At 59.3% G+C, this 12,366-nt stretch carries 12 protein-coding genes; 10 read left to right on the top strand and 2 right to left on the bottom strand.

All coding sequences use genetic code 11. The features are described 5' to 3' along the window. The first annotated feature begins 87 nt into the window (after nucleotides 1–87). The 4 genes from RBB47_RS14820 to trpB all read left to right on the top strand — a co-directional run bounded on the left by RBB47_RS14820 (nucleotide 88) and on the right by trpB (nucleotide 4,930). A complete protein-coding gene (locus RBB47_RS14820) occupies nucleotides 88–2,370 on the top strand; it encodes an NADP-dependent malic enzyme (protein WP_305986598.1) in 2,283 nt (760 codons plus the stop codon). A 165-nt stretch (nucleotides 2,371–2,535) separates the two neighbouring features. Beyond that, a complete protein-coding gene (locus tag RBB47_RS14815) occupies nucleotides 2,536–2,823 on the top strand; it encodes a GIY-YIG nuclease family protein (RefSeq protein WP_305986735.1) in 288 nt (95 codons plus the stop codon). Between the two features lie 214 nt (nucleotides 2,824–3,037). Continuing rightward, nucleotides 3,038–3,682 carry a phosphoribosylanthranilate isomerase gene (locus tag RBB47_RS14810; protein WP_305986597.1) on the top strand — a complete coding sequence of 215 codons (645 nt, stop codon included), beginning with the start codon at nucleotides 3,038–3,040 and terminating at the stop codon, nucleotides 3,680–3,682. Nucleotides 3,683–3,724: 42 nt separating this feature from the next. Continuing rightward, nucleotides 3,725–4,930 (top strand): tryptophan synthase subunit beta, encoded by a 1,206-nt coding sequence (gene trpB, locus RBB47_RS14805; RefSeq protein WP_305986734.1) that lies wholly within the window; start codon nucleotides 3,725–3,727, stop codon nucleotides 4,928–4,930. 333 nt (nucleotides 4,931–5,263) lie between these two features. Here trpB and RBB47_RS14800 read toward each other — a convergent pair whose 3' ends face one another. Next, the gene (locus tag RBB47_RS14800) at nucleotides 5,264–5,485 is read right to left on the bottom strand and encodes a hypothetical protein (protein WP_305986596.1); all 222 of its coding nucleotides are present in this window, start codon (nucleotides 5,483–5,485) and stop codon (nucleotides 5,264–5,266) included. A gap of 259 nt (nucleotides 5,486–5,744) precedes the next feature. Here RBB47_RS14800 and RBB47_RS14795 point away from each other — a divergent pair, with 259 nt between their 5' ends. From RBB47_RS14795 to RBB47_RS14770, 6 genes are all read left to right on the top strand, one after another. Continuing rightward, nucleotides 5,745–5,912: a hypothetical protein gene (locus RBB47_RS14795; RefSeq protein WP_305986595.1), complete on the top strand. Its 168-nt coding sequence runs from the start codon at nucleotides 5,745–5,747 to the stop codon at nucleotides 5,910–5,912. 171 nt (nucleotides 5,913–6,083) lie between these two features. Then, nucleotides 6,084–6,917, top strand: a complete 834-nt coding sequence (gene trpA, locus RBB47_RS14790; RefSeq protein WP_305986594.1) for a tryptophan synthase subunit alpha — start codon at nucleotides 6,084–6,086, stop codon at nucleotides 6,915–6,917. Nucleotides 6,918–7,013: 96 nt separating this feature from the next. Beyond that, a complete protein-coding gene (gene accD / locus RBB47_RS14785; protein ID WP_305986593.1) occupies nucleotides 7,014–7,988 on the top strand; it encodes an acetyl-CoA carboxylase, carboxyltransferase subunit beta in 975 nt (324 codons plus the stop codon). Between the two features lie 154 nt (nucleotides 7,989–8,142). Beyond that, nucleotides 8,143–9,459: a folylpolyglutamate synthase/dihydrofolate synthase family protein gene (locus RBB47_RS14780; RefSeq protein WP_371932792.1), complete on the top strand. Its 1,317-nt coding sequence runs from the start codon at nucleotides 8,143–8,145 to the stop codon at nucleotides 9,457–9,459. Nucleotides 9,460–9,494: 35 nt separating this feature from the next. Continuing rightward, nucleotides 9,495–10,754: a hypothetical protein gene (locus RBB47_RS14775; protein ID WP_305986592.1), complete on the top strand. Its 1,260-nt coding sequence runs from the start codon at nucleotides 9,495–9,497 to the stop codon at nucleotides 10,752–10,754. 15 nt (nucleotides 10,755–10,769) lie between these two features. Next, nucleotides 10,770–11,135 (top strand): endonuclease domain-containing protein, encoded by a 366-nt coding sequence (locus tag RBB47_RS14770; RefSeq protein WP_305986591.1) that lies wholly within the window; start codon nucleotides 10,770–10,772, stop codon nucleotides 11,133–11,135. A 257-nt stretch (nucleotides 11,136–11,392) separates the two neighbouring features. On the opposite strand, the gene RBB47_RS14765 is transcribed toward RBB47_RS14770, so the two are convergent. Next, nucleotides 11,393–12,310, bottom strand: coding sequence for a bifunctional helix-turn-helix domain-containing protein/methylated-DNA--[protein]-cysteine S-methyltransferase (locus RBB47_RS14765; RefSeq protein WP_305986590.1), 918 nt, complete (start codon nucleotides 12,308–12,310; stop codon nucleotides 11,393–11,395). Nucleotides 12,311–12,366 lie beyond the last annotated feature (56 nt).

Genomic DNA, 12,366 nt, shown 5'->3' with positions numbered 1-12,366 from the left:
CTTCCGCGCTTGAGGCTTCATTTTCCAGGGGATAAGGTCAGGGTCCCGCCTCGTTAAGAAGTGCGACCGAGAGGAAACGCCCGCGCCATGTCCACTGACAAGTCTTCGTCAAAAACAAGTATCAGCTTCACCGACCAGGAAGCATTGCAATTTCACCAGCAAGGCCGGCCCGGCAAACTGGAAGTCACACCGACCAAACCGATGGCAACGCAACGCGATCTGTCACTGGCCTATTCCCCCGGTGTGGCGGTCCCTGTCCTGGCAATCGCGGACGACCCAAGCCGGGCCTACGATTACACCACCAAGGGTAATCTTGTCGCAGTGATCTCCAATGGTTCAGCCATCCTGGGTCTTGGAAACCTCGGTGCCCTTGCATCCAAACCGGTGATGGAGGGCAAGTCCGTCCTTTTCAAGCGGTTTGCGGATGTCGATTCAATCGACCTTGAAGTGGACACCCAGGACGTTGAGGAATTCATCAATTCGGTGCGCTACCTCGGGCCGTCCTTCGGCGGCATCAACCTGGAAGACATCAAGGCACCGGACTGTTTCATCATCGAGCAGCGCCTGCGCGAGTTGATGGATATCCCGGTCTTTCATGACGATCAGCACGGCACGGCAATCATCGCAGCGGCGGGTCTTTTCAACGCGTTGCATCTGACGGGGCGGGACTTGAAGGACACCAAGGTGGTGTGCAACGGGGCCGGCGCGGCGGGCATTGCCTGTATCGAACTGGTGAAAGCCATGGGCGTTCCGCACGAAAACGTCACGCTTTGCGACACCAAGGGCGTGATTTACAAAGGCCGTTCTGAGGGCATGAACCAGTGGAAGTCGGCGCATGCCATCGAGACCAGCAACCGCTCGCTCTACGATGCCATGAAGGGTGCCGATGTCTTCCTGGGCGTCTCGGTCAAGGGCGCCCTGACGCCGGACATGCTGCGTGTCATGGCGCCGAACCCGATCATTTTTGCCATGGCCAACCCGGATCCGGAAATCACGCCGGAAGAAGCCGCCGAAGTGCGCGACGATGCCATCGTGGCGACCGGCCGGTCGGATTATCCGAACCAGGTCAACAACGTGCTCGGGTTCCCTTATATTTTCCGCGGCGCGCTCGATGTACACGCGACCACCATCAACGACGAAATGAAGGTTGCCTGTGCCCAGGCGCTGGCGGAATTGGCCCGTGAGGAGGTGCCCGATGAAGTGGCAGCGGCCTATCGTGGCAACCGCCCGAAATTCGGCCCGGAATACATCATCCCGGTCCCGTTTGATCCGCGTCTGATTTCCGCCATCCCGCCCGCCGTCGCGCAGGCCGCCATGGATTCAGGCGTCGCCAAGCGTCCGATCGTCGACATGGAAGCCTACACGCATCAGCTGTCCGCGCGGCGCGATCCGATCGCCGGAACCCTGCAGCGTATTTTCACGAAGGTCCGCCAGCAGCCGAAGCGGGTTGTCTTTGCCGAAGGGGAGGAGGAGCCGGTCATCCGCGCCGCCGCCGCCTTTGTCGCCCAGGGCCTGGGCGCTGCAATCCTGATCGGCCGGGAAGACGAAATCAAAACCATGGCGGAGCAGGCTGGTGTCGACATCGACCGGCCCGGTGTCTCTATTCAGAATGCCCGCCTTTCGGATCGGAATGCTGACTATGCGCAGTATCTTTACGGCCGTTTGCAGCGCAATGGTTACCTGCTGCGCGATTGTCAGCGCATGGTCAACAACGACCGGAACTACTGGGGTGCGATCATGGTGGCACGCGGCGATGCCGATGCAATGGTGACCGGCCTGACGCGGAACTATTCCGTTGCACTTGATACGGTCAAAGCGACGATTGACCCGAAACCGGGCCACCGGATCATCGGTGTCTCGCTTGCCTTGGTCAGGGGACGCACCGTTCTGATTGCCGATACGGCGGTGATCGACATGCCGAATTCGGAAGAACTGGCCGATATTGCAGAAGAAGCAGCACATGTCGCCCGCAAGCTCGGCTACGAGCCACGGGTCGCCATGCTGGCCTATTCCACCTTCGGCCATCCAAGGGGCGAACGGTCGGAGAAGGTTATCGAGGCGGTCAAGATCCTCGACCGGCGGCGCGTGGATTTCGAGTATGACGGCGACATGGCGGCCGACGTTGCGCTCAACATGGACCGGATGGCCGCCTACCCGTTCTGCCGTTTGTCGGGCCCGGCCAACGTTCTGGTCATGCCGGCATTCCACTCGGCTTCGATCTCCACCAAGATGCTTCAGGAACTCGGCGGCGCCACTGTGATCGGGCCCCTGCTGACCGGTTTCGACAAGTCGATCCAGATCCTGCCCATTGGCGCCAAGGACAGCGACATCGTCAACATGGCCGCCATCGCGGCGTTCAACGTGTCTTGAGGACGTATCTTAATGCCGAGTTTGTGGCTCTCCGGTCCCGGCTCTACGCTCCGCTTGGCCGGGATTACGATGGTCAAAACAAACTGTCGTTGGTCATCCCGGACGACTGAAAGGAGATCCGGGACCGGGGCGCCATAGACTTTTGCTATGTACTGGACTGTTGAGTTGACGGCTTGGGTCTACATTCTCGCGTCACGACCTTATGAAACGCTCTACACAGGGGTGACCACTGATCTTGTACGCCGCATATACGAACACCGTGAAGGACTGCTCGAAGGTTTTTCGGAAAAGTACGGTACGAAGACCCTCGTTTGGTATGAAATCCATTCCGAGATACCCGCCGCAATCACGAGAGAGAAGCAGATCAAGAGATGGCGCCGGCGCTGGAAGTTTGAATTGATTGAAAAAATGAATCCCGATTGGGAAGATCTCTACCTGACTTTAAACAACTAGCCCTTTCGCCATCATTCCGGACGCAGCGAAGCGACGATCCGGGATCGGCGCGCCGTGTAGCGGATGGTTGTTTCAAGACTTGATTCCACGGCTCTCCGATCCCGGCTCTGCGCTCTGCTTGGCCGGGATGACGATGGAGAGGCAAAGGGCGACGCGGCAAGAGTTCAAAATCCCCTTTTGACAAACTCTTCCGCACCGGCGATACCTCGATCCCATGTCTGATATCCAAGTCAAGATCTGCGGTTTGTCGACCGAGGAGACCATGGAAGCCGCGCTGGACGCCGGGGCGGACATGGTCGGCCTGATGTTCTTTCCCAAGAGCCCGAGGCACGTCTCGCTCAGCGAGGCTTGCAAGCTGGCGGACATGGCGCGCGGGAAGGCCGAAATCGTTGCGGTGACCGTGAACATGGACCCGGACGGATTGTCGCGGATCAGGGAACTGGTGAACCCGGATATTATCCAGTTTCACGGCTCAGAAGCGCCCGAAGCCTTGGCTGCGGCCAAGGTGATGCAGGGAGCCAGGGTGATGAAGGCGATTTCCGTTTCTGAACGGGAGGATCTGGAACAGGCCGATTACTACGCTATTGTAGCCGACTGGATCCTGTTTGACGCCAAACCACCCAAGGGGTCAGAGCTGCCTGGCGGCAACGGCGTCTCCTATGACTGGAAGCTGCTGAAGGATATAGAGCTCAAAAAGCCCTTCCTTCTGTCCGGGGGGCTCGATCCGACGAATGTTGCCGAGGCCATCCGGCAGAGCGGGGTCAGGGCGGTTGATGTGTCTTCCGGAGTTGAGCGGGAGAAGGGCGTCAAAGACAGTGAACTTATTCGCGCTTTTCTGGCGGCGGCCAAAAGCGCCTGATTTCCGGAGATTTCCGGCTTAAGGAGTAGACGCGTGAACGACATGGCGAACAGCATCCGGACCGGTCCGGACGAACGCGGGCATTTCGGCATTTTCGGTGGCCGTTACGTCGCCGAGACGCTGATGCCGCTGATCCTGGATCTGGAGCAGCAGTACGAGGATGCGAAGAACGATCCGGAGTTTCACGCCGAGATCGAATCCTTGAACAAGCACTATACGGGCCGTCCCTCGCCGCTCTATTTCGCCGAGCGGCTGACGGAAGAGCTTGGCGGCGCAAAGATCTACTTCAAGCGCGACGAGCTGAACCACACCGGTTCGCACAAGATCAACAACTGCCTCGGTCAGATCCTGTTGGCCAAGCGCATGGGCAAGACCCGTATTATTGCCGAAACCGGCGCTGGACAGCATGGCGTGGCGACGGCAACGGTCTGTGCCAGGTTCGGTCTGCCCTGTGTTGTTTATATGGGCGCCACCGACGTCGAACGTCAGAAGCCGAACGTCTTTCGCATGAAACTGCTGGGTGCCGAGATCGTTCCGGTCACGGCGGGTGCGGGAACGCTGAAAGACGCCATGAACGAGGCGCTGCGCGACTGGGTCACCAACGTCGAAAACACCTATTACCTGATCGGCACGGCGGCCGGACCGCACCCCTATCCGGAAATGGTGCGTGACTTCCAGTCGGTGATCGGCCGGGAATTGCGCGAGCAGTTGCTGGAAGCCGAAGGCCGTTTGCCGGATGCGCTCGTTGCCGCCGTTGGCGGCGGCTCGAACGCGATTGGCCTGTTCCATCCGTTCCTCGACGACAAGGACGTGAAGATCTACGGCGTCGAAGCCGGTGGCCGCGGGCTTGAAGGCGAAGAACACTGCGCATCGCTGACCGCCGGAAAGCCGGGCGTGTTGCACGGCAATCGCACGTTCCTGCTCCAGGATGGCGACGGTCAGATCCTGGAAGGACACTCGATCTCTGCGGGCCTTGATTATCCCGGCATCGGACCTGAGCACTCCTGGCTCAAGGATATCGGCCGCGTTGAATACGTTCCGGTCATGGATGATGAAGCCCTGGAAGCTTTCCAGTTGCTGACGCGGGTTGAAGGGATCATTCCGGCACTGGAGCCGTCCCACGCGCTCGCCCACGTCGTCAAGCTGGCGCCCCAGATGGACAAGGACCAGATCCTTGTCATGAATCTGTGCGGCCGGGGCGACAAGGACGTGTTTGCTGTCGGACAAATGCTCGGGTTCGACATCTGAACCGGATCAGCTGGAACAAACGAAACCGCGTCCTGATAAGGGCGCGGCTTTTTTGTTAACAAACTGGCGCGTACGGCTGGTCTGCGGTGCTTCGATCGTAGTGTTTTGTCGGTCGTCCCATGGCTTGACCATGGGACCCATGCCGCGACCCTTCCGGCTTGGAGAACATACTTTTGGCGCGAGTGCACGGCATGGATTGCCGGATCAGGTCCGGCAATGACGGGGCTTGTGGGCTACCCTGACGTTCAATCTGAACGTAGCCAGGTGAGTTGACGAAAAAGTCTTTAAAGCCACCGATTGGGCTGGCAAGACCAATTCAACAAAAGCCGGGCATCAGCGGCGTCCGGCTCCATTTGGTGCGATCGGCTTGGTCGTTAGCGCGGCCTGCAAAAGTTGCTGACGGCCGCGAGCGTCCAGGGTTTCGGCCTGTTTCAGTAATGCAGGATCCGTATGAGCGATCTCCCGTGGGGTCGCGCCGAGATTGAGGTCCCTGACCCGCTGCCAGATTTTTTCGTGCAGCGGTTTGGGAGCAGGCTCGAAAAGCGAATGGGCCATTTTCAGCTCCTTTGTTCTTGTTGGTGTCTCAACATAAGCGCACTTTGTGCACTTTGGAAGCTGCAAAATCTGCACATCAGCTAAGCCAGCTATGCATTTCGCGAGATCGACGCCGCAAGTCCCGCTGGCCAGCTATTCCGCAGGGACAGGGCAGCAATGCAATTCGATCGGTTGTGTGCACTGCAACAATGTTTATGTTGAAGTTCGGACACGGACGGCGGACCACAAAGTCGTCCATCTGACATGAAGGGAAAACGATATGAAATTCGATCTTCTGACAGGTTTTGTCCGCGACATCCGCTCTGCTCGTCGCGCAGCGAACGAGTTCGAACGCCTGAACCGGATGAACACCAGCGAACTTGCGCAGCTTGGTCTGGATCGCTCAGACATCTCCAGCTACACCTTTAACAAGCACTTCAAGCGCTGAACCGATGAGCCTGGCCGTGCGGCCAGGTTCCCGTCGCGCAAACGATCGTCTGACGGGCATCTTGCCCGTTTGGTACGATCTTGATTGACATCCGCTTGCCCGCTCCCCTACATCGCACTGAGTTTAAGTTGACATGAACGGCCGCGTGTTGCGCGGCAGGGGTGAAGCTGCATGACGGAAACGCGTATTGATCGCCGCTTTAAGGCCTGTGCCGACGCAGGCCGGCCTGCCTTGGTGACTTTTGTGACCGCAGGTGATCCCGATCTGGAGACATCCCAGGCGGTTTTGAACGCGCTTCCGGAAGCCGGCGCCGACGTGATCGAGCTCGGTATGCCGTTTTCCGATCCAATGGCGGAAGGCGTTCCAATCCAGCTTGGCAACCAGCGTGCGCTTGCCGCTGGCCAGACCATGGACAAAACCCTGGAGATGGTGCGCCGGTTCCGCGAGCGGGACCAGGACACGCCGATCATCTTGATGGGTTACTACAATCCGATCTACGTCCGCGATCCGAAGAAATTCGCCAAGGTTGCCAAGGATGCCGGCGTCGACGGATTCATCATTGTCGACCTCCCGGCAGAAGCTGACGATGAATTCTGTATTCCGGCACTGGATGCCGGGCTCAATTTCATTCGTCTTGCAACCCCCACCACCGATGACAAGCGTTTGCCGGCCGTTCTGGCCAACACTTCCGGTTTCGTCTATTACGTCTCCGTCACCGGCATCACGGGTGCCAATATTGCGGATACGGGCCGGGTAACGGCAGCCGTTAACCGCATCAAGGGCCACACCGATCTCCCGGTTGCCGTTGGGTTCGGCGTGAAAACCGCGGATCAGGCCGCGGTCATCGGCAAGGACGCTGACGGCGTTGTCGTCGGTTCGGTCCTTGTGAATGCCATTCGGGACAGTCTGGATGAGGCCGGCAAAGCAACCGGGCAAACCGTCAAGGCCGTTGTTGATGTGGTGACCGATCTGGCTGCGGGCTGCGCGAGAGCCCGCTCAAGCTAAGTCGGGCTGTTTGAATTGAAGGATTGCTGGCGGACCCCATATCTCCGCCGAGGGCCGCCGCCCTGGTCATTACTCGAGTAAACGGACGCGTTTGACGTGAACTGGATCAACTCTATCGTACGCCCCAAGATCCGCGACCTCTGGAAGAAGCGCGAGGTTCCCGAGAATCTCTGGATCAAGGATCCTGAGACCGGCGAAATGGTGTTTCACCGGGACCTGGAAGCCAATCTTTGGGTGATACCGAACTCCGGTCACCACATGCGCATGCCGGCGCGCAAGCGTGTCGAAGCCTTTTTCGACGATGCCGAGTACACTGACATTGAAACGCCGGAAGTTCATGCAGACCCGCACAAGTTCCGCGATTCCAAGCGCTATACCGACCGCCTGAAAGAAGCCAGGGCCAAGTCCGGTGAGGACGAGGCCATCCTGGTTGCCCAGGGCAAGGTCAACGGCATGGCCATGACCATTGCTGTTCAGAACTTCGACTTCGTGGCCGGATCGCTGGGCATGGCTGCAGGCGAGGCTATCCTTGCCGGTATGATGAAAGCAGTTGAGGACGGGACACCATTCGTCATGTTTGCCGCATCAGGCGGCGCACGCATGCAGGAAGGCATCCTTTCGCTGATGCAAATGCCGCGGACCACGGTTGGCGTCCAGATGCTGCGGGAAGCAGGGCTTCCCTATGTTGTTGTTCTGACCAACCCGACCACCGGGGGGGTTTCCGCTTCTTACGCAATGTTGGGCGACGTTCATATCGCAGAGCCTGGTGCGCAGATCGGTTTTGCCGGGCGCCGGGTCATCGAACAAACGGTTCGCGAACAGCTGCCGGAAGATTTCCAGACCGCAGAGTACCTGCTCGATCACGGCATGATCGACATGGTGGTGCCGCGTCAGGAGCTGAAAGAGACGATCGCCAGGATTTGCGGCATCCTGATGAAGCGCGAAGTAGAGCTGCCGAAGCTCGAGGCACCGAAGCCGGATGACGAGGCTGATGAAACGAGCGCGGACGAGCCCGCAGAAGACGCACCTGCCGATGACCAGGACGCCAAGGTAACGGAACCGGCGAGCTGAGACACCACAGGACAAGCGCTTGAGATTTTCCCGAAAATGTCGCGGACAAGGCCTATAGGGACAAAACCATGAGGCCTGCTTGTCAAGCGGGCGCCCTTCCCGTAAAGCCGGTAATCAGACACAAACGAAAAGAGACGGCTCTTCGGAGAGCGCCTTGGATCAGATAACGACAATCCTGGATAGGCTCCTGGCGTTGCACCCCAAGGAGATTGATCTCTCGCTCGGGCGCATGCACCGTTTGCTCTCGGCGCTGGGCAATCCCGAGCAGCGCTTGCCGCCGGTGATCCATGTCGCCGGCACCAACGGCAAGGGGTCCGTTACCGCCACTATGCGCGCCATTCTGGAAGCGGACGGCAAGAGGTGTCACGTTTATACGTCACCTCACCTGGTTTCCTTCAATGAACGCATCCGCGTCGGCACGGACGGAAAGTTCGTGTCCGATCCGGTTCTCTACGATGCGCTTCACCGCTGCGAAGAAGCCAATAACGGCGAAGAGATCACGTTTTTTGAAATCACCACGGCCGCAGCGCTGCTGATCTTTGCAGAGCACCCTGCAGACATACTGCTTCTTGAAGTCGGCCTCGGCGGGCGCCTGGACGCCACCAACGTGATCGACGCTCCCGTCGCAACCGTGATCACGCCCGTTTCCATGGATCATGAAAAGTTCCTGGGTGACGATCTTGGCGTCATCGCTGCGGAAAAGGCCGGGATCATCAAGCCCGGTATTCCGGTCATCTGCGCTGTGCAGCCCGAAGAAGCGCAACCGCCGATTATCCGCCAGGCCGCACGCGGCCGGTCGCCGCTCCGGATCAGCGGGCAGGACTTCGTCAATTCGCCGGATCAGGGCCGGATGACCTTTCAGGACGATGACGGCCTGATCGACCTGCCACTGCCGGTTCTTGGCGGCAGTCACCAATACGAGAATGCGGGCCTTGCGCTCGCCGCCCTCAAGGCGGCCGGCCTGCTGCCGGACGACGACACGATCGCAAGGGGCCTGAAGTCGGTCAACTGGCCCGGGCGCCTGCAGCCGATCACACATGGCCTGCTTCTGGACCTGTGCCCGGAGGGCGCAGAGGTCTGGATTGATGGTGGCCACAATCCCGGCGCTGGCGTTTCGGTCGCCCAGTTCATGGGCGAACAGGAAGAACGACTGCCGCGGCCGCTTTATCTTGTTTCGGGAATGCTGACGACCAAGGACCCGATTGGCTTCTTCCGTCCGTTTGACGGGCTCGTGCGCCATGTTGGGACCGTACCGATATCTTCGACCGCGACCGCCCGGTCGCCGGAAGAGCTTGCGGACCTTGCGCGCTGCGCGGGCCTTGAAGCAACGCCGTTTCCATCACTGGACGCAGCGCTGGAAGATGTGGCAGCTTGTGCCGAAAGGGATGGCGAACCGCCGAGAATTCTGATCTGCGGTTCCCTCTATCTCGCCGGCGAAGCCTTGGCACGGAACGGCACCGCTCCGGACTGACGCACTGCCGGGGCTGCCTTAAGGAGTCCTTTGGGATGCGCACTTTCTTCAATTCTACCGCAGCAGCAACTCTGCTGCTCGGTGTTGTTTTTGGCGCCGCTCCGGCGTTTTCCCTTTCCGAACAGTATGAAACACCGCCGGAGCAGGATCCGGCGGTCGTCCTTGACGGCAAGGAAAACGGGCCTGGGTATGCGGTGCTGTCTCCTGTTCGAAGCGACGGGTTCCTGCGCATCTACCAATTGCAAACCGATCTGGGTGTCGAACAGATCGAAGGTGACGGCCTCCTAAAACTCAGGCTCGCGGAGATCAAGGTTCTGATCGCCCTGGAGGGGCTCAAGAATGATGCCAGCTTTCTGGACGGGTTGAAGCAGGCCGCGAAGAAACCGGTCGATTTCGTCGAAAGCACGGTGACCGATCCGGTCGGAACCGCAAAGAGCACCGTGTCTGGCGTCGGTCGCATGTTCAGCCGGCTGGGCAAGGGCGTCGAAGAAGCGGTGACAGGCAAGGGCGGCTCCCCGGCTGAACTTGCAAAGGCAATCACCGGGCAGGCGCGCGCGGAACGCGAACTCGCGGTCGAGCTGGGCGTCGATCCCTATACGTTTTACAAACCGCTGTCGGAAAAGCTGAACGAAACCGCGAGCGTAACCACCGCCGGAAGCTGGACCGTCACTGCCATCACAGCCCTGCTGCCGGGCGGCATGATCGTCGGGGCGGCACGACAGGCGGACAATTTCCGGACGCTGATCGTTGACAGCACGCCGGCTGAACTGGCCGAGCGGACAGCAGAGACCTTGCGCTCGGCCGGTGTTTCGGAACAGACAGTCACCCGTATTGCGGAAAATCCGTTTTACACCGCATCGGAAAAAGTGGCGATTGCCTACCAGCTGCAGGCCATGCCGGGTGTTCAGGAACTCGACCTGATCGCCGCCAAGGTGGCCGACGCCGAAAGCCGGGACATTGCCTATTTCCAGCTCCGCCGCGTCGTGCTTCTGGAAACCTATAACCGCACCGTTTCGGGTCTTGGACAGATCCGGGAGGTGAACGGCTTGCCCATCGCAATCCGCCGTGACGGATTGGCCGCCGTCGTTCTGCCGCTCGATATGGTCTCCTGGACCCAGTCCGTTGCGCAGATGTTCTCCTCGCTCCACGAAGGCATGGCCGGACTGCCGTTTCCGCCGACCGGTGTCGATTTCCTGATCACCGGAGACCTGACCCCAATGGCCGCCGAACGCCTCGCCTCCTTCGGCTGGGAAATCACAGGAAACTATCCCATGCCGGATGGTCCGGTGGACTAGGCGGACGTCTGCGACGTGTCGCCGACCCATATCACGGAGAAAACCAGGCGCCTTGCGCAAAGTCTGAGACTGGACCAGACAAGTGGGGAGAAGGCTCTTTGGCGTGCGCTGCGCGAACTGAAATCGGATGGAATCCGTGTTCGTAGACAGGCACCGATCGGACCCTACGTGGTCGATTTTGCAATTTTCACAAGGAAATTGGTCATCGAAATCGACGGCGACGTTCACGCATTGCCTGACCGGATTGCCCACGATGAGAAACGCGACACTTGGCTTCGATCACAAGGCTTCGACGTGATCCGATACTCGCCTGTTGATGTCAGCGAAAACCTGGAAGGGGTCGTTTCGGATATCAGGCGAAGGCTCGAGCTGGATGCGTAGGTACCCCCACCCCTAACCCCTCCCCACAAGGGGGAGGGCAATTCTCTCGTGCTTGAGTTCAAGTTTTTGCTTCAAATACGTCTTTCTGTATGGAGTACATGATTTGCGCCCTCTTCAGGGGAGTCCCCCTCCCCCTTGTGGGGAGGGGTTAGGGGTGGGGGTCTAATACGAAATGGAACCGATCCTCCGACGCCCGCCTCTTGGCCTTGCTTCCTCCGAACCGTCGATATCCAGCGTCAGTCTTTGAACCGGGTTTTCTAAACACACTCCAGAACCGGTCCTGACAGCCCCGTTTCCCATCCAAGAATGGCGCGTTTGCGGGTGAGGCCCCAGTGGTAGCCGCCGATTTTGCCGCCTTTCGCCAGCACTCTATGGCATGGAACGACAAAGGAAATCGGGTTCCGTCCAACGGCAGTTCCGACCGCCCGCGACGCTTTCGGCTTGCCGATCGCCGCGGCAACATCCGAATAGGTTGTTGCCTGACCCATCGGGATTTTCAAAAGCGTCTGCCAGACCCGGATCTCAAAATCCGTACCGATCATCACCACGTTAAGCGGCTGATCTTCCTGCCATTTTTCCGGATCGAAGACACGTTGCGCATAAGTGAACGTCGCGTCCTGGTCATGAACGAACTTAGCCGACGGCCAGCGTTCACACATGTCCTCAAGAGCCGCCTGCTCCTCGCCGGGATCCGCAAAGCCGAGACCTGCCAGGCCTTTATCGGTCGCCATGATCAAGACCTGACCGAAAGGAGACGGATGGAAGCCATAGGCAATCTGCAGCCCCTCGCCCCGCGCCCGGTAGTCGCCGGGTGTCATGGCCTCGTGGGTGATAAAGAGATCGTGCAGGCGCGAAGATCCGGAAAGGCCGACCTCGTAGGACGCATCCAGAACACTTGCACTGTCCCGCAGGAGTGCCTTGGCATGATCCAGAGTGATTGCCTGAAGAAACTGTTTCGGCGTCAGGCCGGCCCAGCGCGAAAACACGCGCTGCAACTGGATCGGCTGCAGATCGGCTTCCTTGGCAAGCTGTTCAAGCGTCGGTTGCTCGCGCCAGTCCTCGGTGATCCGTTTAAGGGTCTGCCGGACGACGGCATAGTTTTCGGCTGCCTCTTCCCCGACTGAAATCGGTTCCGGACCGGGGGTGAGACTGGAAAGATCGATTGCCTTGGTCATCTCGAACTCGTCGGTAATTCATCCTGAGAAGAATTTAGATGGCAACAGACAGCTTT

The organism is Roseibium sp. MMSF_3544 (genome assembly GCF_030732845.1).
Lineage (GTDB): Bacteria > Pseudomonadota > Alphaproteobacteria > Rhizobiales > Stappiaceae > Roseibium.
The sequence above is the reverse complement of the archived record's forward strand: the minus strand, read 5'-3'. Positions and strand labels throughout refer to the sequence as shown.